The sequence below is a fragment of the Pirellulales bacterium genome, from assembly GCA_019636335.1.
Lineage (GTDB): Bacteria > Planctomycetota > Planctomycetia > Pirellulales > JAEUIK01 > JAHBXR01.
Genome location: JAHBXR010000023.1, coordinates 60,017 through 83,350 on the forward strand (window position 1 = coordinate 60,017; position 23,334 = coordinate 83,350).

18 protein-coding genes are annotated in these 23,334 nt (G+C 63.2%); 7 read left to right on the plus strand and 11 right to left on the minus strand.

Annotation, left to right across the window (positions count from 1 at the left end; translation table 11 throughout):
* The first annotated feature begins 554 nt into the window (after positions 1 to 554).
* Positions 555 to 3,809 carry a carbamoyl-phosphate synthase large subunit gene (carB, locus tag KF708_19780; GenBank protein MBX3414935.1) on the plus strand — a complete coding sequence of 1,085 codons (3,255 nt, stop codon included), beginning with the start codon at positions 555 to 557 and terminating at the stop codon, positions 3,807 to 3,809.
* A gap of 348 nt (positions 3,810 to 4,157) precedes the next feature.
* Here the strand turns inward: carB and KF708_19785 are convergent, their stop codons facing one another.
* The 4 genes from KF708_19785 to KF708_19800 form a co-directional block, all read right to left on the minus strand.
* Positions 4,158 to 4,694 (minus strand): DUF488 domain-containing protein, encoded by a 537-nt coding sequence (locus tag KF708_19785; protein ID MBX3414936.1) that lies wholly within the window; start codon positions 4,692 to 4,694, stop codon positions 4,158 to 4,160.
* A gap of 12 nt (positions 4,695 to 4,706) precedes the next feature.
* On the minus strand, positions 4,707 to 4,916 hold the full coding sequence (locus tag KF708_19790) for a DUF2945 domain-containing protein (protein MBX3414937.1): 210 nt from the start codon (positions 4,914 to 4,916) through the stop codon (positions 4,707 to 4,709).
* Between the two features lie 108 nt (positions 4,917 to 5,024).
* On the minus strand, positions 5,025 to 5,834 hold the full coding sequence (locus KF708_19795; GenBank protein MBX3414938.1) for a bacteriocin family protein: 810 nt from the start codon (positions 5,832 to 5,834) through the stop codon (positions 5,025 to 5,027).
* Complete coding sequence (locus tag KF708_19800; GenBank protein MBX3414939.1) at positions 5,827 to 6,891, minus strand: Dyp-type peroxidase; 1,065 nt, start codon at positions 6,889 to 6,891, stop codon at positions 5,827 to 5,829. Before KF708_19800 ends, KF708_19795 begins: the two co-directional genes overlap by 8 nt.
* Before the next feature lie 445 nt (positions 6,892 to 7,336).
* Here KF708_19800 and KF708_19805 point away from each other — a divergent pair, with 445 nt between their 5' ends.
* Together KF708_19805 and KF708_19810 are read left to right on the plus strand one after the other, a co-directional pair.
* Entirely contained in the window at positions 7,337 to 8,458 is a 1,122-nt protein-coding gene (locus KF708_19805) for an HlyD family efflux transporter periplasmic adaptor subunit (protein ID MBX3414940.1), read from the plus strand.
* Positions 8,455 to 9,444 carry an ABC transporter ATP-binding protein gene (locus tag KF708_19810; protein ID MBX3414941.1) on the plus strand — a complete coding sequence of 330 codons (990 nt, stop codon included), beginning with the start codon at positions 8,455 to 8,457 and terminating at the stop codon, positions 9,442 to 9,444. The genes KF708_19805 and KF708_19810 overlap by 4 nt, the downstream gene beginning before the upstream one ends.
* 83 nt (positions 9,445 to 9,527) lie before the next feature.
* Here the strand turns inward: KF708_19810 and KF708_19815 are convergent, their stop codons facing one another.
* From KF708_19815 to KF708_19830, 4 genes are all read right to left on the minus strand, one after another.
* A complete protein-coding gene (locus KF708_19815) occupies positions 9,528 to 10,037 on the minus strand; it encodes a hypothetical protein (GenBank protein MBX3414942.1) in 510 nt (169 codons plus the stop codon).
* Between the two features lie 97 nt (positions 10,038 to 10,134).
* Positions 10,135 to 11,550 carry a bifunctional folylpolyglutamate synthase/dihydrofolate synthase gene (locus KF708_19820; GenBank protein ID MBX3414943.1) on the minus strand — a complete coding sequence of 472 codons (1,416 nt, stop codon included), beginning with the start codon at positions 11,548 to 11,550 and terminating at the stop codon, positions 10,135 to 10,137.
* Between the two features lie 277 nt (positions 11,551 to 11,827).
* Positions 11,828 to 12,037, minus strand: coding sequence for a hypothetical protein (locus tag KF708_19825; GenBank protein ID MBX3414944.1), 210 nt, complete (start codon positions 12,035 to 12,037; stop codon positions 11,828 to 11,830).
* 263 nt (positions 12,038 to 12,300) lie between these two features.
* Positions 12,301 to 13,443, minus strand: a complete 1,143-nt coding sequence (locus KF708_19830; protein ID MBX3414945.1) for a DUF1559 domain-containing protein — start codon at positions 13,441 to 13,443, stop codon at positions 12,301 to 12,303.
* 463 nt (positions 13,444 to 13,906) lie between these two features.
* Between KF708_19830 and KF708_19835 the strand changes: the two genes are divergently transcribed.
* Positions 13,907 to 16,924, plus strand: a complete 3,018-nt coding sequence (locus tag KF708_19835) for a hypothetical protein (GenBank protein MBX3414946.1) — start codon at positions 13,907 to 13,909, stop codon at positions 16,922 to 16,924.
* Positions 16,925 to 16,960: 36 nt separating this feature from the next.
* Here the strand turns inward: KF708_19835 and KF708_19840 are convergent, their stop codons facing one another.
* From KF708_19840 to KF708_19850, 3 genes are all read right to left on the minus strand, one after another.
* Positions 16,961 to 17,698 carry a 2OG-Fe(II) oxygenase gene (locus KF708_19840; GenBank protein ID MBX3414947.1) on the minus strand — a complete coding sequence of 246 codons (738 nt, stop codon included), beginning with the start codon at positions 17,696 to 17,698 and terminating at the stop codon, positions 16,961 to 16,963.
* A gap of 82 nt (positions 17,699 to 17,780) precedes the next feature.
* Positions 17,781 to 18,380 (minus strand): hypothetical protein, encoded by a 600-nt coding sequence (locus KF708_19845; protein MBX3414948.1) that lies wholly within the window; start codon positions 18,378 to 18,380, stop codon positions 17,781 to 17,783.
* Between the two features lie 66 nt (positions 18,381 to 18,446).
* Complete coding sequence (locus tag KF708_19850; GenBank protein MBX3414949.1) at positions 18,447 to 19,571, minus strand: endo-1,4-beta-xylanase; 1,125 nt, start codon at positions 19,569 to 19,571, stop codon at positions 18,447 to 18,449.
* 336 nt (positions 19,572 to 19,907) lie between these two features.
* On the opposite strand from KF708_19850, the gene KF708_19855 reads away from it, so the two are divergent.
* From KF708_19855 to ppk2, 3 genes are all read left to right on the plus strand, one after another.
* Entirely contained in the window at positions 19,908 to 21,590 is a 1,683-nt protein-coding gene (locus KF708_19855) for a hypothetical protein (protein ID MBX3414950.1), read from the plus strand.
* A gap of 176 nt (positions 21,591 to 21,766) precedes the next feature.
* Positions 21,767 to 22,408, plus strand: coding sequence for a hypothetical protein (locus KF708_19860; GenBank protein MBX3414951.1), 642 nt, complete (start codon positions 21,767 to 21,769; stop codon positions 22,406 to 22,408).
* A 72-nt stretch (positions 22,409 to 22,480) separates the two neighbouring features.
* Positions 22,481 to 23,275 carry a polyphosphate kinase 2 gene (gene ppk2 / locus KF708_19865; GenBank protein MBX3414952.1) on the plus strand — a complete coding sequence of 265 codons (795 nt, stop codon included), beginning with the start codon at positions 22,481 to 22,483 and terminating at the stop codon, positions 23,273 to 23,275.
* Positions 23,276 to 23,334 lie beyond the last annotated feature (59 nt).

A 23,334-nucleotide genomic window follows, 5' to 3' on the forward strand; every position in this document is an offset into this window, starting at 1 on the left:
TGGGCAGAGTGCGGAATCATCGCCAACTAATTTAAGCTAAATGGCTTACGTCGAAGTGTCAACTCGTCAGAACGGGCGATGTGCAGACGATTGCCTAGATTCTTAGCACGAACTTCTGCCTTTCCGCCAGGGCCCACGCGGCTGCAAACCGGCCTTGCCGTGCGGTTTGCGCCGGCGGTGGAACAGCCACGCGAGATCGCAACCCCAGGCATGGCCGCCAATACCATGTCGCCCGAACTTGGCGACGAATTGAACGCCGTGCGGATCGTGCGGTTTATGACCTTGCTGGGGGAGCAGGTCTTCCCAGTCGCGCGGGGCCGAACGACGCGGCTGGCGGCAAGGGCGGAGCGGGGGTCGGGCGAGTTCCCAGGAGGATCGCGCGGCGACCCGCCATGGCCCCCGCAGAGCTTGCCGAATCGCAAGACACGACCTTGCGGCGCGAAGCGGTTCGGTCCTTGTGTGGGACATCGCACAAATGCTAATCTCGGTGAATTTTACTGACCGCCACCGGGCTCGCCTTGCGCCAGCTCATTCCGTCGAGAAGGGAAGTCTCCGTGCCGCGCCGCGACGACCTGCATAAGATCCTCATCATCGGCTCCGGGCCCATCGTGATTGGCCAGGCGTGCGAGTTCGATTATTCGGGCACGCAGGCCTGCAAGGCTTTGCGTGAGGAGGGATACGAGGTGGTGCTGGTGAACTCGAATCCGGCCACGATCATGACCGATCCCGAGACCGCCGACCGCACCTACATCGAGCCCTTGACCTGGGAGATAGTCGCCAAGGTGATCGAGATCGAGCGTCCCGACGCGGTGCTGCCCACGCTGGGGGGGCAGACGGGCTTGAACCTGGCGATGGACCTGGCCCGGCACGGGGTACTCGAGAAGTACGGCGTCGAGATGATCGGCGCGCGCCCCGATGTGATCGCCAAGGCCGAAGAGCGGGCCCAGTTCAAAGTGGCGATGGAGAAGATCGGCCTCGAGGTCTGCCGCGGCGAGACGGTCCAGACGCTGGAAGAAGCGCGCCGCGTCGTGCAGATGACCGGGCTGCCCGCGGTCGTGCGTCCCAGCTTCACGATGGGGGGGAGCGGTTCGAGCATCGCCTACAACCGCGACGAGTTCGAAATGCTCGTCAGCCGCGGGCTGGCCGCGTCCCCCATCAGCGAGGTGCTGATCGAAGAGTCGATCCTCGGCTGGAAAGAATACGAGATGGAGGTGATGCGCGACGTCGACGACAACGTCGTCATCATCTGCTCGATCGAGAACTTCGACCCGATGGGCATTCACACCGGCGACTCGATCACGGTCGCGCCGGCGCAAACCCTGACCGACAAGGAATACCAGCGGATGCGCGACGCCTCGCTCGCGGTGATTCGCGAGATCGGTGTCGAGACGGGGGGCTCGAACATCCAGTTCGCCATCGATCCCCGCTCGGGGCGGATGATCGTCATCGAGATGAACCCCCGCGTAAGTCGTTCGAGCGCCCTCGCCTCGAAGGCCACCGGGTTCCCCATCGCCAAGATCGCCGCCAAGCTGGCCGTGGGCTATCGCCTGCACGAGCTGCCGAATGACATTACCCGCGAGACGATGGCCTGCTTCGAGCCGACCATCGATTACGTGGTGACGAAGATTCCGCGTTTCGCCTTCGAGAAGTTCCCCGAGGCCGACGCCACGCTGACCACGCAGATGAAAAGCGTCGGCGAGACGATGGCGATCGGGCGGACGTTCAAGGAGTCGTTCCAGAAAGCGCTTCGCGGACTCGAAGTCGGCAGCTTCGGCTTCGGCTGCGACGCCAAGGATCGCTGGGGGACGCCGCAGCAACCCGCCAAGGACGAGATTCGGGCCAAGCTCGCCTACGGCAACTCGGAACGGGTCTGGTATCTGCGCTACGCCCTGCTGTCGGAGATGACGATCGAGGAGATTCACGATATTACGGGCATCGACCCGTGGTTCCTCGATAACCTGCAAGAGCTGGTCGAGATCGAACGCGAGCTGCGCGCCGTGCCGGCGCTCGAGCAGGTCGACACCGGCCTGTTGCGACGCGCCAAGCAGTCGGGCTTCGCCGATCGGCAGTTGGCGACGATCTGGAACTCCACGGAAATGGATGTCCGCGCCGAGCGCAAGCGCCGCGGCATCGTGGCGACCTTCAAATCGGTCGATACCTGTGCGGCGGAATTCGAAGCCTATACGCCGTACTTCTACTCAACCTACGAAATCGAGGACGAGACCCCCGCCAAGCAAGCGGGCGTTCGCCGCATCGTGATTCTGGGGGGCGGCCCCAATCGCATCGGACAGGGCATCGAGTTCGATTACTGCTGCTGTCACGCGAGCTTCGCGCTGCGCGAGCTGGGCATCGAATCGATCATGGTCAACTCGAACCCCGAAACGGTCAGCACCGACTACGACACGAGCGACCTACTCTTCTTCGAACCGCTGACGACCGAAGACGTGCTCAACATTTGCGACCGCGTGCAGCCCGACGGCGTGATCGTGCAGTTCGGCGGACAGACGCCGCTGAATCTGGCTCGGGCGCTGTCGACGGCGGGCGTGCCGATCATCGGCACGAGCGTCGACACGATCGAAGACGCCGAAGACCGCGAGAAGTTTGCCCGCCTGCTCCAACGGCTCGATTTGAAGCAGCCGGCCAACGGCATTGCCCGCACGATGGCCGAGGCCCGCGCCCAGGCCGAGAAGATCGGCTTTCCGTCACTCGTGCGTCCCAGCTTCGTGCTCGGTGGCCGGGCGATGGAAATCTGCTACGACATGGCGCAGTTCGAGCGTTTCGTGGCCGAGGCGTTTGTCGTGGCCCAGGGCCAGCCGGTGCTGATCGACCGCTTCCTGGAAGACGCGATCGAAGTTGATGTCGACGCCATCTCGGACGGCCAGCGGGTGATCGTGGCCGGCATCATGGAGCACATCGAGGAGGCGGGCGTTCACTCGGGCGACTCGGCCTGTGCCCTGCCCCCCTACAGCCTGCCGATGCAGATCATCGACGAGATTCGCGAAGCGACCCGCAAACTCGCGCTGCACATGCAGGTCAAGGGGCTGATGAACATCCAGTTCGCTATCAAGCGCGAAGAAGGGCTGCCCGTCGTCTACGTGCTGGAAGTGAATCCGCGCGCCAGCCGCACGGTGCCCTTCGTATCGAAGGCCATCGGCCTGCCGGTGGCCAAGGCGGCCGCCAAGGTGATGGCCGGCATCACGCTCGAGGAACAGGGACTCGAAAGCATGCCGATCCCGGCTCACTCGTCGGTCAAGGAAAGCGTCTTCCCCTTCGTCAAGTTCGCCGGCACCGACATCGTGCTGGGGCCCGAGATGAAGTCGACCGGCGAGGTGATGGGCACGAGCGACAAGTTCTCGATCGCCTTCGCCAAAAGCCAGCTCGCCGCCGGCGTCGTGCTGCCCGAAAAGGGAAACATCTTCATTAGCGTCGCCGCGCGCAACAAGTCGGGCGTGGTGGGGCTGGCCTCGAAGCTCGATTATCTGGGCTTCAACCTGATGGCCACCTCGGGGACGGCGCGGCTGCTGGAAGAGGCGAACATCAAGGTCCGCCGCGTGAAGAAGCTGCAAGAGGGGCATCCCAACCTGCTCGATCACCTGATCGACGGCGAGATCCAGCTCATCATCAACACGCCCAGCGGCAAAGGAGCCCGCACGGACGAAGGCCGCATCCGCGCGGCCGCCGTGATGTACGGCGTGCCCTGCATCACCACGATGCAGGCGGCGGAAGTAGCCGTCCGCGCGATGGCCGCCCTGCGCGAGGAAGAAATGACCGTGCAATCGCTGCAAGATCGCTTCTGCGAGGCGCAATAACTTGCGTCATAGCCGGTTCACTGCTCAATTCTGCATTGCGGGAGCGCTTCATGGGCTTTGTCCGTCAGGCCTGACGAAGCTGACGTGCCAGCAAGGTCAGCGAAATCGGAACGGCGCAGGCACTGACGGCGGCTGCCAGAGCGGTAATCTCGGAAAGGTTCACGTTGAGCGATCCCTGAATTGACGCAAGAGGTTTCAGGCCAACGTATACTCGACCGTTCCTTGACGGGCAATATGACTCAATCGCCGGGGCCGTTGCAGCCGCGAATTTGCACAAGCTGGGGGACGGCAAGAGCTTGCCGTGAGGCAGCAACGATAGGCGAACGACGCGATTAAGGAGATCGATCGTCACGGATCAGCAGGATAGACGATCGTTCCATCGGGATGAACGATCGCTCCTGGAGTCAGGCGGGCAGGCTCCAGTCGGCCCTGACCCATGATATGGAAAACGGATTCTCCGGAGGCGATCAGATAATCGGCGATGATGCGCCGATGGCATCGCCACCACACGGCTTCCGAACACATGATCGCGCAGCGCCGTGTGCGTCCTTCGTTCAGCAGGCGCTGGAATGCTGCTTGGAACTCTGCCGTGAGCGCGTAGTCGGCATAGTTATGGAAACTCTCGTGCGTCCAGAAACCGTTGATGTCCGGTGACAGGTGTTTGCCCTTCCCGCGACGGCCGCCGAGCTCCTCCGCATGTTCGTAGGTGATGCCCACGGCAGCCAGGGATTCGGGAAGTGCATCGAGGTTGAATTGCGGATTGGACCTCGACCTCGGGAACTTTCTGACGTCGACGACGCAATCAACATGGGGCCCGCGCAGCAGTTCAAGAAAGTCTTCGAGACTGCGATTCGAATGGCCGACGGTAAACAAGGGAAGCTGCATACGTCGCCTTCGTCACGCATAGTCGAGGGCGTTCCCCTTATGGGCCGCGATATGGTCGGTCTTGTCGCTTTTGATCTCGTATTGGGGATCGTCTTCCGAGGCGTGATGGACGTAACCCTTGTAGTTAAAGTCGGAAGTATGAACGGCGATAATCGTCCCCGACACGCGGCCTGCCTCGGAATTCCAGTGGACGTGGTCGCCGATCTTGAACCTCTTTGTCATCGTCTCGACTCCTCAAGATCTGTTTTCATGGTCCGTCCAAACGCTAGGTCCGATGGAGCGTCCCTCGACGGCTATCGCTTTCCTGTTCAGGGCGGCGCCGCACGGTCGTTATTTTTTTCCTCCGGAAGTGAGCACGACCGAAGCCTCGGTTGTCAGCACCCGAAAGGTGAACGTCTCCAGAAAGTACAGTTCGACCACCGTGCTGGAATGGCTCGCGTAGCCAATTGAAATATCCTGACCAATGTCCAAAGAGAAATCGCCGCCCCGAGTCGTGAGCACGAACCCGCCTTCAATGGCGGGGGCCCAGATGATGCCGCCGTCCACGATCCGCTCGATATGGTGAAATACCGGGTAGCCTTCGTCGCTTTCTCCGCTCGCAGCGGTATACGCATCGGCGCCGAGCACCAGCGCATACGGTCCGTTGACGCCGGCAAGTCGCAGTTGGCTGACCGCCTCCACAATCGCCCCTGGATAAGCCTTCGCATTCGACGGAAGCACAGCGCCAGAGTTGCTACTTTCTGCACAAATGCCCTGGATGCCACCCGCGGCATATCCGTTGAAGACAGCGCGATCTTCGGCGAAGGCGATTTTTCGCGCGGCTTCCTTCACCGGCGACCAGTCGGAATCGGTCGCGCCGCGCTCCACGTCGTCAATTTCCTGCCGCGCAAGTTCGAACGGAACGCATAGTTCGATCAGCGTTTGCGCGTCGCGGCGGGCGGCCTGAACCCCGTCGCCGGGGGCTTGAATCTGGTGAAGATGCCCAGTGCCGACCGCCGACAGTTCAAGACCTTGAGGATCTGGAACGTCAACGACCCGTCGCGCCGCCAGATGACGCTTGAGCGTGCGGGACGCCTCGTCCTCGATCTGAGCCCAGGCTTTGTCGGAAATCGGAGCAAGCTCCCGATGGAGATTATTCACTTGTTTTGCCTTCTTTCTTCAGAGAACCGATGCCGAGCGACCCGTCTGTTGAGGCCGAGCGCGCTGGTGGCCTGTCCGCCGCCTTCGGCTTCACAGCGACGTCAGTACTAGTCGCTAGAGAAATTATCTCCGGCGTTACCTTGTCGAGGAAGGTTGCCGAAGGCACGAAAAACAACGTGCCGGTAATTGCACGGCTGAAGTCGAGCAGCCGATCATAGTTTCCCGGAGGTCGACCGACGAACATATTCTGGAGCATCTGCTCGATCCGGTGGGGGGACCGAGCGTAGCCGATGAAATAGGTGCCGAACTCGCCCTTGCCCACATCACCGAACGGCATGTTGTCGCGGACGATTTCAAGCTGTTCGCCGTTCTCAATGATCGTCGTCAAGGCGTTATGGGCACAGGTCGGCTTGACGCTGTCGTCCATTTCGATATCCGACAATTTGTATCGCCCGATGATTCTCTCTTGTTCTTTGATGGGCAGTGCGTTCCACCCCTTCAAGTCGTGCAGATACTTTTGTACGACCACATAACTACCGCCCGCGAAGGCGGCATCTTCTTCGCCGATGATCGTGGCGTTTACCGCCGCTTGGCCCGTTGGATTCTCCGTTCCATCGACGAAGCCGACGAGATCGCGGTCATCGAAGTAGTTGAAGCCATGCACTTCGTCGACTATGGAAACCGCGCCGTCCAGCCGTGACATGATCTGTGTCGCCAGTTCGAAGCACAGATCCATTCGGATGGAACGGATATGAAAGAGAATGTCGCCCGGCGTTGAAACCGCTTGATGCATGCCGTGGACTTCGCGGAAAGGATGCAAGTCTTTTGGTCGCGGTGCGCCGAAGAGCCGATCCCATGCGTCGGAGCCAAACGCCATGACGCATGAAAGCCGCCCTTCGAGGTCGCGGAAACCGACGGCACGCAGCAGCGCGGCCAGGTCGCCGCACAAGGCGCGTACCGCGGCATCGCTTTCCTTACGAGGGTTGATCGTGGCGACGAGAAAGATTGCGGCCCGCGTGAGTTGGTCTACGACTGGTTGTGAAACGGCAGATGGCAAGCCTAACTCCTTGCTGTCCTTTTCAGATTGCCTCATGTGACGTTGGATATCGCAGACGCGGGGCGAAAAGTTTGAGTCTACGCAGCACCGCACCACCGTTGCTTCTCGCGTCGGCCGCGTCGAAATGCACTTCCTTCAATACCATAGCTTCAAGGCGCACAATCCGCGATGCTCCAGACGCCATAAATGGCAAGGTCGCGTTAGCACTGATACGGTGCTCATGGGGTTCTCTCGAGTTCTTCATCTGATCTAGAAAGTAGGTCAGGCACTCCGTACCTGACAATCAATCGAGTTGCCACGTCGAACGATCGTCAGGTACGGGGTACCTGACCTACAAGCTGATTTCTAGTAGTCGGCGCTTGATATTTGGTAAGCTAGTCTCCATGCCTTGATTTGGAGACTTTCAATGGTGGCACTTAATTCCGCGTTCGCGCGTCGCGTTGCCTTGTGGCCCCTAACGTGCCTGGCGCTCTCGGTCACTTTGCTCGCCGGCTGCCAGGCGAAGCAGGAGCTGCGCTTTGGCGGGTATGTCGAGGCCGAGAAGATCGAAGTCGGCTCGCGCGTTGGTGGACGCATTGAAGAGGTGTTCGTCGAAGAGGGGGACGAGGTGCAGGCGGGGGACGTGCTCGTGCGGTTCGAGACGGTCGGCATGCGGGCGCAGCTCGACGAGGCCCGTTCGCGCGTCGGCCGCTTGCAGGCTGAATTGGAAAAAGCGGTGGCTGGCCCGCGCCCGCAAGAGATCGCCCAGGCGCGCGAGCAATACGCCGCGGCGGGGGCGCGGCTGAAACGCGCCACGAACGATCACAAGCGGGCACTCGAACGGGGCGAACGCTTCACCACGAAGGCAGAGCTCGACGAACTCGAAACCCTCGTGCAGGTGGCGCAGAACGACGAACGGGCCTTGGGCGAACAGGTGGCCATGCTCGAGGAAGGGACCCGCGCTGAGGACATCATCATCGCGCGGCGCGCGCTCGAAGAGGCGCAAGCCCACGTCGTGATGCTCGAGGATCAACTCGACGAAGGGGTCGTCAAGGCGCCCGTCGATGCGACCGTCGAATCGTCCGACCTACAGCCGGGGGACCTCGTCGCGGGAGGCGCGCCGCTGGCCACGCTCGTGCGCAGCGATGAACTGTGGGTGCGCTGCTTCGTGCCGACGACGAAGATCACCTTCGTACACCCTGGCCAGGAAGTGACGGTCGAGGTCGATTCGCGGCCCAACGAGCTGTTCAAAGGGCGCGTGCTGCGGGTGAATCGCGTGGCGGAATATACGCCCCGCAACGTGCAGACCTTCGACCAGCGAGAGGACCAGGTCTTCGGCGTCAAGGTGCGGGTCGAGGATCCCGCGGGCGTGTTGCGCCCCGGCATGGCGGCTACGGTGCTCGTGCCGGAGGACGGGGGTGTTACGGCAGCGCCGGCGAAACCTGCTCCGGAAACGCCGCCATCTGCCCAGCCGGCCGCGGAGAGCTCTGCCCCGGCAAGCGCGGTACCCTCGAGCGAGGCTGCTGCCCCTGCGACAGTGGAAGAACCGACGCCTGCGCCATCCGCAATTCCGGCCGCGACGCCATGACGGCACCGCAGAGAGAACGCGAATCGCCGATTCTGTGGTGCCGCGATCTGACGAAGACGTTCGGCACGTTCACGGCTGTGGACCGCGTTTCGTTCGAGGTGCCGCGGGGCTCCATCTTCGGCCTGCTGGGCCCCAATGGATCGGGCAAGAGCACAATCATCCGCATGCTGTGCGGTCTGCTGACGCCCACTTCGGGCGAGGCTGGACTGGACGGCGTCAACGTGGTCGCCGAACCCGATGCGGTGAAGCGGCGCATCGGCTACATGTCGCAGAAATTCAGCCTCTATCGCGATTTGACGGTCACCGAGAACATTCTGTTCTACGGGCAGATCTACGGTCTGCGGGGCAAGCAGCTTGCCGCCCGGCGCGACGAGGTGGTCGAGATGGTGGGCATCGGCGACTACCTCGATCGATTGGCGGGCAACCTGAGCGGCGGCTGGCAGCAACGGCTGGCCCTAGCGTGCGCGCTGCTGCACAAGCCGCCGATGGTCTTTCTCGACGAGCCGACGGCGGGCATCGATCCCGTCGCGCGGCGCCAACTGTGGGACCTGCTCTTCGAGTTCTCGGGACAGGGCACGATGTTCCTGGTCACCACACACTACATGGACGAGGCCGAGCGTTGCAGCAACGTGGGCTACCTCTATCTGTCGAAGCTCATCACCTGCGATAGCCCCGCCGTCCTCAAGCAATCGGAGGTGGTACACGAGCCGGGGACGCACTGGGTCGAGATCGAATGCGATCAGAGCACGCGCGCCTACGTGCTATTGCGATACATGCCGGGGGTGCGCCGGGCGACGATCTTTGGCCAGTCGCTCCATCTGCAGATCGAAGCGGCAGCGCGGCTCGAGTCGCTCGTGGCAGCGCTCGAAGCGGAAGGCGTGCGGGTGTTTCGCACGGGGGAAGTGCAGCCATCGCTGGAAGATGTCTTCGTGGCGCTCACCGAACGACACACCAAGGCCGCCCAGGAGCGCGTCGCAAGCCGGTAGACCAATCGCCGCGAACGCGGTCTTATCGCTTCGCGCACGTTCACTCGATCGCGGCAGGCACCGTGTCCGGCGCCGATTTCTGCTCAGCGTGAAGACGTCGCGGCCACATCATGCGCGAGGGAGTCGAAATCGGTATCGAATCGCACGCTGATGACGCGCCAGGCGTCGGCCTTCGGCAGACTGTCGGCGGCGCTGGCGGAACCGTGGTAGAAGGCAAACTTCCAGACGACGGGAAAGTCGGCCGACTTGTAAAGGTACGTCAGCAGCACCAGGTCCTGGCCGATCCGCTCGGCCCCGACCCGTTCGAAGCTCTGATATTTGCCATACTGCGTACGCAATTGGCCGGTCTTTTCGACGAGCGCCGCGACCGCATCCTTTTGCTGCGCCAACCGGCCGCCAGCCAGCAAATCGAGATAGGCGCGTTCGGTATCGCCGATCGAAACGGCCTCGAGGAATCGACCGGCGCGGGCATCGAGCGCCGCGATCGTCGCATCGTCGGTCGCCGCGGGCTGCTGGGCCGTCGTGGCCAGGGTTCCCACGGCGAGACTCGCCAACAGGGCCGCGGCAATGAGAACAAGTCGACTCCAGGTCATGGTGCAAAATCCTGATACGATTCCGCGCGATCTTGGCGCGAGGCGTGGAGAGTTCAAACGGGCCAGCCGCCTATTGCACCGCGGCGCGCGTCTCGGATCAAGCGGTTTCGCGCGCGGCGTGCTGGGCCAGCGGATGCGCCAGGACGATGTCGCGCCACTCGGCCGCGGCAAAGAAGGAGCCCGTCAGGCAAACGAGGTCGCCGGGCTGTGCCGTGCGGCGCACTTCGTCCCACGCGGTGGCGATGTCGGGCAGCGTGCGACACGGCGTTTGCGAAACCTCGGCCGCCATGCCCAGCAATTCCTCGGGGGGCAGGCTGCGCGGATTCGTCGTATAGCGAGTGAAGACCACTTCGTCGAAGGCGGGGAGCAGCAGGGCCAGCATCGCGGCGACGTCCTTATCGCGCGACGTGGCGAACACCAGCTTGCGCCGCTGTGCGGAGAAGCTCTCGTCGAGCGTCTGCAGCAGCGCGGCGACCGAAGCCCCATTGTGGGCCGCGTCGAGCACGATCGTCGGCCGTCGCGATAGAATCTCGACCCGCGCCGGACAGATGGCCGCTTCGAGCCCTTGCCGCAGCGCAAACTCGGCGAGGCGATGCTGCTCCGTCTCCAAAAGGGCCAGCGTGGCCAGCGCCACGGCCGCATTGGCCGCCTGATGCCGGCCAGGCATGCCGAGGACAAGCTCGTGCAGCACACGGTGACGGTTTCCCGCGTGCAGCGACCAATCGAGCGTGCTGTGCGCGGCGGTCGCATCGAGGCGACGTGCCGGGTGGTATTCGCAGGAAAAATCGCGCCCCAGTTGCCAAAGTTCGCAGCCGCGCTCGCCGCAGACTTCGGCAATGACCGGCTGTGGTTCTTCGCCCAGCACGCCGCTTACCACGGGCACGCCCGGCTTGATGATGCCGGCCTTTTCGCGAGCGATCGAGCTGAGAGTCGGCCCCAACTGGCGCATGTGGTCGTAGCTGATGCTGGTGATCACGGCGACGCGCGGCTCGACGACGTTGGTCGAATCGAGCCGGCCGCCGAGCCCCACCTCCAGCACGGCCCAATCGACCTCCTGGCGGGCAAAGAAGACGAGCGCCATCGCCGTGGTGATCTCGAAGTAGGTCAGTCGCCGGGCGGGGTCGCTTTCGTCGACGTCCATGGCCTCGACGGCGGGGCGCACCTGTTCGACCAACTCGACGAACTGCTCGGCCGAACAGGGACCCTCGGCCAGTGCCATGCGTTCTTCGATACGCGCCAGGTGGGGCGACGAGAAGACGCCCACGCGACGTCCGGCGGCCGAGAGCATGGCGGCGATCATGGCCGACGTCGAACCCTTGCCCTTCGTGCCAGCCACGTGAATGATCGGCAAGCCGCGGTCTGGATTGCCCAGTCGGTCGAGCAGCGCGCGCATCCGATCGAGCCAGAACTCGCGTTCGCGGTAGGGCACCGTGGTGAAGTTTTCGTAATTGACCCGCGCGAGCAGGAACTCCTGGGCGGCGTCGCGCGCGGCGGGGAGAACGATGTTCGACATACGAACCCGGCGGATATTTCCCAAGACGAGTGCGTGCAGTGTACCTGCCGCGTCTGACGATGTCTTGGGGCCGCACGGCCTCGAATTCCGTCCGCGCAAGCATGAAGGCCGGCCGAGGGCGGGATCTCGGGCCGGCCTTCTTCATAGGTAGGTACGGAGGCGAGGCGTCAGGTAGGAGAAAAGGGGGGAACGTAAGGCACTCACCTCAGACGGCGCCGCGGGAAGCGGGTCACTTCCCTGGGCTCGTCCGGGCAAGTCTATCCGCAACGGTGGGCGCTTAGACACCTACCGGTTGGCAGCAATACGGGCGTTCTTGAGCTTCGCCACGAAGCGACTCGCAGAGACGACGGCACTGGTCGAGGTCGCGCTGGATCATGTCCGCCAGCCGACGCTCCCCTTCGCCTTCGGTATGCCGCCATTCGTCGTAGCACGACTCGATGTGCTCGAGAATGTCACGCATCCAGAGAAACTTGTGGTGCCGGTCCATGGAAGACTCCTCCTGACGAGGCTCATCGGTTTCCGTCCATTCGACGCGATCGCCTGTATTGCACGGCGCGTGCCAAATGCGGCCACAGAGGCTCAACGCCGCAGGCTCCAATTCGCGCAAGTCTTTTTCCCTGCGCGAATTGGAGCATTTCGAAGCGGAGCTTCAGCCGGCGCCCAGGAAGCTGCTTTCTCGGAGTTCCTGGTAAGTTTTACCAAGCGTGGGTAAAGAAGAGGGTAGCGAGCAGGCTATTGGCCCTGCCAGCGTCACTTCACCACCTTTTCCATGTTGACGACTTCCTTGCCTGCCCGAGTCGACAGTGCTCGCCAGACGCTCAACTCGACCGAATCGTTGACCGAGTGGACCGAGCCATCCATCATGACAACGTTGACGATACCGGAGTGATAGCTGCGGGCCGTCACCGCGGCGAAGGTTTTCTTCGTCAGATCCTTGCCTTCTTGCTGGTTGGACCAGTCGACGTCGTAGCCAGCGTCCTCCTGGGTGACCCAAACCTGGTAGTTGGGGGTAAAGACGGTCGTGAAACCGCATTGGTGTACGCGGCCGTCGACCCCTTCGGTGTGCCCTGTGTTGCTCATCAACTCGGATCCCATCTTGGCGTCTCCGCCCAAGGTCTGGATGTCGGCAGGGCTCGTCGGCAGGGTGGGATCGGGGTTGGCCTTGCCGGCGTTGCGGTAGTACGGCGTGTAGGCCTTGGCCTCGCTGGCACACATCGTGTTCGACATGCCATCGAGGAAGTCCGAAGGGCGATATTTGCTGTTCGGTGCAAAGGCCCCGTCACCACCGCGATTCGAGTGGGGATCCCACACGAACCAGACACCAGAATTTACCACGTAATTCAGCGGGTAATGTTCCGGGGCATTCGTGGTCGTGTTGATACGTTGCACGTCGTTCGCTTCGTCGGGACAAATGAAAGCGTCGAGCCGTAGCGTGCGGATGAAGGTGCCGTCGGGCATCGTGGCCGAGCCATACGGCTTGGAAAAGTCGATCTGATCGAACAGCGTGCTGCCTTCCATGTAGGGCAGCAGCCGGGGCTGAACGGACCAGCCGTCGCCGAGCGCCGCACCGCCGCTCGCCGAACGCGCGATGCACGTCGTGGGGGGAAATGAGCCCTGCGATTCTTGATAGTTGTGTACCGACAAGCCGATCTGCTTGAGCTTGTTGATGCATTGAGCTCGACGGGCCGCTCCACGCGCTGCTTGAACAGCCGGCAGGAGCAAGGCGATCAGGATACCGATGATCGCGATCACGACGAGGAGTTCGACCAGCGTGAAACCCGGGCGACGTGGCGTGGCTTCATGCGAGGATGCCGAACGGGACAAAACAGAAGCCGAGCAAACGTAACGAGGGGAGCGACGCCCAGATCGAGCGCCAGAGAGGGCGAGCAGCATGCGAAACTCCTGTGCTGTTTCCCGTCTGGCGGCAGCTACTGCGGGACATGTAATTGAGTCTCAATCTCACGAAGCTTGGGTTTTAACAGGTCGCACTCACCTGTCAACGGTGTATGAGGACCCCGCTACCTATCCGCAACTTGGGAGGATAGCCCAACATTTCGGCCTCGACGGGCGGTCATCGTCTCCGGAAATACACCACAAACCATTCTGGAAAAACAACTTATACTGCGGACCACTTCTCTCGACAGCCTCGCTGCTCACGCTCAAGGCGTGGCAAATCCACGCCGATAGCATCGATAGGACCCTTAGGGATTGCGCCATCGACACGATCGGGGGGATCGTCAGGGCGCACCCCACTTCCCATCTGTAGCCGTTCCGCGACCACCGTCTCTTGCCCGTCGTCCGAGTTCTTCAGCAAGAAACGTGACCTGTCGTCGCAACGACGAAAGCGAGTTCTCGCATGCATTCTTCGCCAACCACTTCGTCGGCTCTCGGCGGTGGACACGATGCCCGGGCGATGGCGCTGGCCGTCGGACTAGGCCTGCTGGCGGGCTTTGTCACCGGTCCCAGCTTGACCTTGTTGTGCATCTTGCTGGCGGTGGTGTTATTCAATGCCCACACGCGCACCTTTATCTTCGCTTGGGGCACAGCCTGGATGCTGAGTTGGCCGCTACGGCCCTTCACCGGCGGTTTGGGGAAGCTGCTGCTCGACGATACCTGGTGTGCGGACGTGCTGCGTCATTGGGACGAAAGCCTGCTGCCGGTGCTGCTCGATTGGCATCGCTACACGACCTTCGGTGGCCTGCTCCTCGGCAGCTTCCTCGGCGGGATCGCGGCCTGGCGCGTTTACTGCGCGTTGAGCATGCCGTGCGGCGCGCCCCAAGAGGCCCCAGAAGGCCCCCCGACTCGCCCGTCCTTCGAAGTACGACTGTGTACTCAGTTGCGACGTTTTCTCGTGCAGAGCCCCGACGAGTTGGCGTGCGAAGCACGCTGGCTGCGTCCTTGGGGCGTGCCGGTGGCAGCCCTGTGCTTGTGCCTGATCACGCTGGTGGCTACCTGGCTCGTGCCCCTTTCGATGCGGCGTGCGTTCGTCGAGCGACTGTCCGTGCTCAATGGCGCCGAGGTAACCACGGGCGAGCTATCGCTCGATCTTTCCACCGGTCGCCTGGTCATCGACGACCTGCGTCTGGCCGATCCCGCCGCGCTCGATCACGATCGTTGGCGCGTCGGTCGCGTCGAAGGCTCGCTCAGCATCGGGCTGTTGGCGCGTGGCCGACTCGAATTCGAGACCTTGAAGCTCAGCACGATTCGCGAGAACGTGCCGCGGGCCGAGCTGGCTCAGTTGCGCGGCAACCGCACGGTACACACGGTCATTCGCGGTCTCGAAGAGCCGGTACTGCTGACTCCGTCGGCGGTCGAGGTTTCCAACGATGCACGTACTTCGGAACTCCCCCTCAGTTCGCTGACACGCGACTGGAATTCGCTGGCCGAGCGTCTCCAACTGGTGCGCCGGGTGGTTTGCGGCGTAGAAAGCCTGCATGAACTCGAAATGACGGGCAAGTCGAGCGCCACTCAGTTCGCGCCGATCCGCGGGCGGGCTTGCTTCCACGCGCGCGAACTGACCGTCGAAGGCCTCGCGCGGCGATGGGGTTTCGGACCCAAGTCCTTGCTCACGATCAAGCACTTGAGCAGCGATCCCGGACACGGCGCTCGTGCCACGGAACTGACCCTCGTCGCCCCTGAGTTGGCCGCCGAGATGCGTGCCACGCTGCAATTGCTCGACGACTCTCCTCGACATGATCTGGCACTCGAGATCTACGATTTGCCGCTCGTCCGCGTCTGCCATCCCGACGGCGTGGGGCGTTACCTGGCGGTATCCTCCGGCGTGGCCGACCTGCGGGGCACGGGCACCTGCGATCGTGACGGCTTCGAGCTTTTCGTTCGCGCCGAAGCACGCGGCCTCGAGGCACGGTTCACCACCGATGAGCCGCTCGCCGGTGTTTCGCCGGTTGCCTGGAACGAGGCCTTGCGCCGCTTGAACCCCCTGCGTGGAAAGTTTGTGCTGGGGGGCAAATGGTCGTCGCCACGTATCGCGCTCGACAACGACGAGGTGGTCGCGGATCTGAAGGGACAACTCCGTGCCGTCAACGAACAGGCGCTCGTCGAGATCTTCGAACGACATCGATCGCAACACGTGGCCCAATCGAAAGCCGTCGACACGGCAACGGCGAGCAATTCGCCGGCCGTGCCCGAAGGGGCGTCGAGCACGACGGAGGAAGTCGCCCAGCAGGCATCGCCGGCCGGGGCGGCACCGGAGCAACCTGAAGATCGCTACGCACGCTACCGTCGCTATCAGGCGCAGACCGAGTCGACCACAATAACCGCAGCAGCCACGCCGAGCGTTGCGAGCACGGCGGCAGCTAGCGCGCCCGCGGCCACTCCAACAGCTCCCGTTGCCACGGTGGAGAGCAATCCGCTTTTTCAACAGATGGTTCCCACGGCCACGCCTGCGCCGGCCGAAGCGGATGGCGTCTGTAAATCGTGCATGACGGAATCGGATGGTGGCAACTATCTCCCCCCCGGCACGGAGATTCACGCCCCGCAGGTGTCGATCGACGGACCGACGCAGGTGGCCGCCGATACGGTCACGGAGCCCAACCCTGAATCGAACGCGACGACAGAACCCGCCGCGCCAATCGCCAGCACGGAAACGATGGCGGCTGGCGAACCTCCCTTGCCCGAGACCACCGTGGGCATGGCGACGCCGGCCAGCGTATTTCCGACGCAACAATCGCAGGCGGCTTCCATCTATCGTCCCTACTATGGCTATGGCGCGGCAGCGAATCCCTCTGCTGGCCCCTCGGCGACGGTGACGTCGCAGACGGTGCCGGCGAGTGCGACCGCCGCGGCCACGGCCAGCCAGCAGGTGGCGCCCGCCTCGACGGCGACGTTCAACGGCGTGTCGACCGGTTACGCCGACGGCACGGCGCAGGCCTTGCCGCTCGAAGGGGCACACGATTCCGCGGATTACGCAGACGACATGGAAGAGCCGGCCAGCGCCGATGGCATGACGGGGCGAGCCCGCGCGGCTGGTTCGCGAGTCGCGGCCTGGACGGGGGGCATGGTTTCACGGATGCGAGGCTGGTGGCCGCGACGCACGACCGATGAGGAACGTGCCGCGCTCGCTGGAGATCATGTCGCTCTCGATCCCTGGGCCAGTGAGAACGCCGCCGTCGAATCAGAAACCGAGTCCGCGCCGGCCACTCCCACCGAGCCGGAAGTTCCCACCAACACAGCAACGACACCGCCGGCGCCGACGGACCATAGCGCCATGGCGACGACCGTCGCGGCCGAGCCTATGGCGCCCACGACCGCGCCGACGTGCGAGACTCATCCGCCGACGACCACCGGCCTCGAGCTCGAGGCGCAGCGTCCCTCGGTGTGGCAGCGGATGCAGTTCTGGCGGAGTTGGCGTTAAGCCCCCCGGCCGGCCAGAAAGACCGCGTGCGAAGGTTCACCTGGCGTCGTGAAAAATGATGCCCAGCGTGTAGCGCTCCCCCGCGCGCAGGCGGCTGACGCCGTGGCGCATGTTCACGCGGTAGTGGCCGCGCGTGCCTTGCACGGGGCGCTCGCGGACGGGAAAGATCACCCCCTGCCCTGCTCGCAACGGCACCACTTCGACGCGCGACTGCATGCGCGGCCGTTGCTCGGTGAGCACGAACTCGCCACCGGCGAAATCCCGTTCGGGCTCGGAGAGCAGAATCGCCACCTGCAGCGGAAAGACCTCGTCGCCGTAGACATCCTGATGCAGGCAGTTGAAATCTCCCGCTTCGTAACGCAAGACGAGCGGTGTGGGACGCTGCTGGCCAGCGGCATGGCAACGGGCCAGGTACTCGTCGTGTGCGTCGGGATAAGCCGACTCGAGGCCCAGCGTCCTGTTCCAACGATTGGCCAACTCGGCCAGCGGCGGATAGAACGCCGCGCGCAGTTCGGCGACCAACTCGGGCAAGGGATAGGCAAAGTACTTGTACGCGCCACGTCCGTAGCCGTGTTGCTCCATGACCACATGCTTGCGAAAGGGGGCGTCCTGCGCAAATGCTCGTCGCAACTCGACACATTGTCGGACCGACAAGAGGGGGCCTACGACGGCGTAGCCTTGCTCGTCGAGTTGCGCGGCGATGGCCGTCCAAACGAGCTTGCCGATCTTGCGCTGCAACACCGTGGCGGGTTGGGTAGACTTCGCTTTGGCCATCTGGCTACTCCCCTCGATTCAGGCGCATCACCCCATTGGAACCGCAGCAAGTCGTTTGACGGAGTGAGGAGCACACGGCAAATCAGGTGCGACTCATCCTCCGCGTGCTCGACCAGACCAGCAGATAGCTTGCCGCCAGAAGAACATGGACGGCGTCGACGCGTCGCAACGCGCCGTCGGGGCTCCAGGGCAACAGGTGCAGGCCAAATGCCACGCCCAAGAACAACCCCACGGCGACTAGCGCCGCCGCCATCGCTCGCGGTTGGCGTTCGCGCCGGGCATACCAGGCCAGCAACAGCAACGCCACCAACAGCGACACGCCCAGCAGGGTCGTGAACGTGTCGAGCAGGGGCGAGTCGCGCAGTAGTTCGATGGCCGCCACCCCCACCACCGACAACACGACCGCCCCCCAGCGCGACCAGGGCCAGGGACCGTAGAGCGCGGCCAACACACCGATGGCGAGTGACAGCATGCCCGGCCCACCGGCCACGTCCGAAAGCCAACCATGCGCCGGCGCCACTTGCGTGAAACCACCCAGGTTGAATGCGCCGACGAGCGCCGCCGCCGCGATCCACAGCATGCCCGCGAAGAAGAAATCGTTCCGCGCGCGGGTACTGCCGATGGCCAGAACGACGCAAACGACGCTCAACCCGAAGTCGAGCAAACCGGAGACGAGTGGCATAGGCGGCGGTACTCTCAGAAGAACCAATAAATCGACGCGTGACGGCGCGGGCCGACGAGTGCAACCTTACTGGCCCCGCACGCCGGTAAGGCGGCGGATGTACTGCACCTCGTCCGGGCGATAGGCCGATCCGTCGCCTCGGAAAATATCGTGGAACCAGAGCTCGGGCTCGGCCGTGTACTGGCGGTTCCAGGAATCCCAGGGATAGATCGTCTGCGACTTGCCGGCCACGAAGCCCCAACAATAAGCGCCGATGCCCTGCTCTTTGAAATAGGCCAGGATCGGATCGAAGTAGCTGTTGTTGCCGCGGGCCATGAACTCGGTGCATAGCAGCGGACGGTCGAACCGCTGCAGACTGGCGACACGTTCCTTGACCTGTGGCAGCGAGTCGTAGGTGTGGAACGAAATCACGTCCGATTCGCTCGTCATGCAGCGATCGATCTCGCTCATCCGTTCGTCACTCGACCAGTCGTGCCACCACAGGCCCGTGGTGAGAGGGGCCGCGGGATTGGCACCGCGCGCCCACTCGAACGCCTTGCGCAGAAGCCCCAGGGCCGCCTGCTCCTTGTTGGCCAGCTCGACCTTGCCGTAGCTGTTCGTGTTGGGATTATCGGCCTCGTTGAAGAGATCCCACACCTGCACGCGTGGATCGTCGCGATAGCGGCCGATCACCCCCACGACATACGGCTCGAGCGCCTCGAGACGTTTCTCGTCGGCAAGGATCTCGGCGCCGGGACTCTGGACCCAGCCCGAGTTGTGCAGATGAGGGCGCGGGGCTGGCTGGGTACCGAGTTTCGGGTGCGGATCCCACACGCCGTCGAACAGTACGAACATCACGCCGATCTTGTGCCGCGCGGCGATCTCGAGGAACTGATCGAGACGCTGGCAGAACCCCTCGGCGTCCTGCTGCCAGAGTTGATCGTGCAGAAAGACTCGCACGGAGTTGAAACCCAACTCCTGCGCCCAGCCCAGCTCCTGCTCGATCGTCCTGGGATCGAAGGATTCAGCTTGCCACATCTCGAGCTGATTGATGGCCGAGCGTGGAATGTAGTTGCAGCCGACCAGCCAGCCGGTCCGCTGCTGCCACGCGCGCGCCTCCTCGACCGTCCAGCGTTCGCGCGCTTCGACCGCCCGAGATGCCAGCATTCCCATCATCACGACGACGCACCACCAACGACAACGTACCTGCACGGTCTACTCCCAAGCTTCGTGATTCGCGATTACTGAAGGAACGATTCCATCCGACGGTCGCGCCGCGGCCAGTGCAGCTTGACGACGAACACGCTGGTATTGTAGCTGCCGAGATCGCCGCCGTCGTCGAAGGTCCAGGGAGTACCTCGTCGAAATGCGGCCCGCCGGCAGTCGAGGAGACCCAGGCACGACGATCGTTGGTGCAAAAGGCTCGCAGGCCGTAGCGATGGTGGCCGCCATCGCCAGGCTCGGCACGCCGGCGAAGGGCAGATATACTGGCCCGACGGGAAGCCGTCGGCAGTCACTCACGATAGGAGTATTTGGCGGATGAGCCTCATGCGGAAGTTTGCAGTCCTGGCCCTCTTGTTCCTCGGCATGAGCATCGCCCGACTCGGTGAGACATCGGCGGCTGATCCGGTGCGCCCCTTGGCGTCTTCGATCGCGCGCAGCGTGGTTTTCGAGCTGACCTTTGACAACCACGACCTGGTCTGGCTCGGCGATCCCGCTTCCCCTACCACCTCGGTACACGTCCGGGCCGGCGCGCGTCCCCTGGCCACCGATTTGTGCGTCACGACGATGGCCGAAAACCACGCCCAGGCAGGCCGCCGCTATCTCCGCGAGGCCCGCATTACAAGCGACGGCAAAGAACGCACGGTGCGTGCCTTTACCACGCAGCGCGAAGTGACCATTGGTACGATCGACGCGCAAGGCCGGTTCCTGCCGAACGACTCCTACCTGCAGAACAAGAACCTGCTGCCGAGTTGGCCGCAAGACGTCTCGGCCCTCGAGTACGATGCGGAAGAAAACGCACTGTACTACACGCTCGAAGGGGGCGGTCCGGCGATCCGCGAAACGCTCGATTTCCTGCCTCTCGACCTGCGAGACGGCAACGGACGTCCCATCGCGGGCGAATACTCGATCGCGTACGAGCCCGCCGAAAGCGACGACCGCAGCGCGGCGCCGGTGGTGACACTGAACTTCGAGCACGCTGGTAAGTCGATTCCGCTGGCCACGGCCACGCTGCCCCAGGCCTTTCGGCGCGACGATCTGCAGTTGGAGTCGTACGACAACGCATCGGGCACCTATCTGCCCGAAACGGCCTACCGTCCGGGGGGCGAGCGCGACGCAACCGCCCAACCGAGCGCCACGCTTTCTGTCGCGGGCAAGTTCACCGCGGCCATCAATGCCGGCGGACCCAACCTGGTTTTCAAGGCGGGGCAGGCCGATCGCTCGATCGCACTCCGCCGTCCGAAGATCGAGATCGACGGCAACTTCGACGACTGGCGCAACGTGGCCGGCATCGACGACCAGCGTGGAGACGTTGTGCCCTATCTCGAGTACGTGCCCGACGTCGACCTGCTGGAGTTCAAAGTGGCCCACGACGACGAGCACCTCTATCTCTATGCCCGCGTGGCGGGGCAGGTCGGTCGCACGCACCCCCACGGCGGGCGGGCGTACTTCTATGCCTATATGGACGTCGACCAGAATCCCGAGACCGGCTTCCTGCCCACCCGCGACGACGACTGCTACTACGGCGTCGACATCGGCGACGATTGCGAGGTGCAGTTCGAGTTCGTCGACAACAAGTTCCGCAAGACCTTTTACGGCTTCTGCGGTATCGGCGGCAACGAGAACGTGCTCAAGCAGCAGGTGACGCTCGGCAAGAGCATCTACGGCCGGCTGGACGAGCAGGGCAACGAACGCCCGAACTATAAGGCAGAATATACGTTCCGCGCTGGCAAGACCGAGATTACCGAAGATCTCAAGCTCGGTACGAGCGACTCGATCCTGCTGGCGATCTCGCCCGACGGGCGCGAGGTGGAGGTCGTTTCTTCCTTGGCCGGCTTCCTGAAGGATCCCCAGGGAAAGCCCACCGTGCAACTTGGCCAAACGATCGATATCGCGGCCGGCATGGAGAGCGACAGCAAGGCCTATCCCGGCAAGACACGTTGGGGCGCCGACAGCACGCCGGCGATTCGCGGTTATCGCCTCGAACCGAACTCGACAGCCAGTCCCTAGGCTGACGGATAGCACCTATTCGATGCTTCTCGTGCAGGGCTTATTGAACCGCAACGCGGCACACGACAAGATAACGTTGAGACTCGCGTGAATGCTCGACCGTCGTGTTGCCGACGGTCGCCGCGCGGGGCGAGGGTCCGCTGCTCGAACACTGAGCAGCCCGAAAGGAGTTCATCATGGCCGGAGTCGACCGTCTGGTGCAGCGCATCCGCGACGAGTTTTCAGCCAGCGAAGCAAGCATCAAGCAATTCCAGCAACAGCAAACCGATCTGCACCAGGCGCGTGAGAAGCGCGAGGAGCAGCTCGAACAACTGTTTGGCCAGTTGACCGACGTCTGGCGTCCGCGTCTCGAGGCGTTGGCCAAGGAATTCGGCGATCGCCTGCAAGTGCAGCCGGCGGTAAACCGCGGACGTCGTCAGGCGACCTTCGAGGTGAAATCTCCTGTCGCCTCGATCAAGCTGGGCTTCACCGCCTCGGGCAATACCGACGTGACCGAGCTGGTGCTGACCTACGATCTCGACATCCTGCCGATCCTGATGGAGTTCGAGCGTCATGCCGAGATCTCTTATCCCTTGGATCAGGTCGATCCCGACCAGGTCGCGCAGTGGTTCGACGATCGCATCGTGGGCTTCGTCAAGACTTATCTCGCGCTGCACTCCAACCAGTACTACCTCAAGGATTTGATGGTCGAAGATCCCGTCGCGCACGTCAGCTTTCCCAAGTTCGCGGCGGGGGCCACGCGCGAGCGCGGCGGCAAGACGCTGTATTTCGTCAGCGAGTCGACAGCGGCCGAGTTCGACGCGCAGAACAAGTCGTAACGCGGTTGTTTCACCGGTTACCGGTCAACGTCCTCCCCTCGTAAGAGTCGGTCCTTTCGCACGACCGCATCCATGAGCGAACCCACGACGAAGTTGAAGAGGAAGAAGTACGAGAAAGAGCTCCGCAAGCTACAAGCCGAATTGTGCAAGCTGCAAGAGTGGGTCAAGCACACGGGGCAGCGCATCATCGTGGTCTTCGAGGGGCGCGACGCTGCGGGCAAAGGGGGGACCATTCGCGCCATCACCGAACGCGTCAGCCCACGCGTCTTCCGCGCCGTCGCCTTGCCGGCACCGTCGGACCGCGAAAAGACGCAGATGTACATGCAGCGTTACATGGCCCACTTTCCGGCCGCGGGCGAGATCGTCATCTTCGATCGCAGTTGGTACAACCGCGCCGGCGTGGAGCACGTGATGGGCTTCTGCACGCCCGAACAGCACGCGGGCTTTCTGGCGAAATGTCCGGAAATCGAGCAGTACGTCGTCGAAAGCGGGATCCGGCTGATCAAGATCTGGCTCGAGGTGAGCGACGAGGAGCAGAAGCGCCGCTTCGAGGCCCGCATCGACGATCCTTTGCGCCAGTGGAAGCTGAGCCCGATGGATCTCCCCTCGCGAAGCAAGTGGTATCAGTATTCGAGGGCCCGGGACGAAATGCTCGCCGCCACCGACACCGCACACGCGCCGTGGTACATTCTCCGTTCAGACGACAAACGACGCGCCCGGTTGAACTGCATCACGCACCTGATCCGCGAGATCCCCTACAAGCCCGTGCCGCGTGAAAAGGTCGGTTTGCCCAAACGCTCGAGCAAGGGGCAGTACGACGACGTGGCCTCGATCGCGAAACGCAAGTTCGTCCGCGAAGTTTACTGAGGACCATCCGAGAAGAGATGACACTCACTTGCCCCAACGGCCCCCCTTTCCGCCGGAGT

What these genes read in the sequence shown, in the direction of transcription:
- KF708_19855 (MBX3414950.1), top strand. Translation starts at nt 19,908, where the DNA reads ATGCGGAAGTTTGCAGTCCTGGCCCTCTTGTTCCTCGGCATGAGCATC.
- KF708_19860 (MBX3414951.1), top strand. Translation starts at nt 21,767, where the DNA reads ATGGCCGGAGTCGACCGTCTGGTGCAGCGCATCCGCGACGAGTTTTCA.
- KF708_19830 (MBX3414945.1), bottom strand. Translation starts at nt 13,443, where the DNA reads ATGCTGCTCGCCCTCTCTGGCGCTCGATCTGGGCGTCGCTCCCCTCGT.
- KF708_19810 (MBX3414941.1), top strand. Translation starts at nt 8,455, where the DNA reads ATGACGGCACCGCAGAGAGAACGCGAATCGCCGATTCTGTGGTGCCGC.
- KF708_19815 (MBX3414942.1), bottom strand. Translation starts at nt 10,037, where the DNA reads ATGACCTGGAGTCGACTTGTTCTCATTGCCGCGGCCCTGTTGGCGAGT.
- KF708_19820 (MBX3414943.1), bottom strand. Translation starts at nt 11,550, where the DNA reads ATGTCGAACATCGTTCTCCCCGCCGCGCGCGACGCCGCCCAGGAGTTC.
- KF708_19790 (MBX3414937.1), bottom strand. Translation starts at nt 4,916, where the DNA reads ATGACAAAGAGGTTCAAGATCGGCGACCACGTCCACTGGAATTCCGAG.
- KF708_19840 (MBX3414947.1), bottom strand. Translation starts at nt 17,698, where the DNA reads ATGGCCAAAGCGAAGTCTACCCAACCCGCCACGGTGTTGCAGCGCAAG.
- KF708_19825 (MBX3414944.1), bottom strand. Translation starts at nt 12,037, where the DNA reads ATGGACCGGCACCACAAGTTTCTCTGGATGCGTGACATTCTCGAGCAC.
- ppk2 (MBX3414952.1), top strand. Translation starts at nt 22,481, where the DNA reads ATGAGCGAACCCACGACGAAGTTGAAGAGGAAGAAGTACGAGAAAGAG.
- KF708_19845 (MBX3414948.1), bottom strand. Translation starts at nt 18,380, where the DNA reads ATGCCACTCGTCTCCGGTTTGCTCGACTTCGGGTTGAGCGTCGTTTGC.
- KF708_19785 (MBX3414936.1), bottom strand. Translation starts at nt 4,694, where the DNA reads ATGCAGCTTCCCTTGTTTACCGTCGGCCATTCGAATCGCAGTCTCGAA.
- KF708_19835 (MBX3414946.1), top strand. Translation starts at nt 13,907, where the DNA reads ATGCATTCTTCGCCAACCACTTCGTCGGCTCTCGGCGGTGGACACGAT.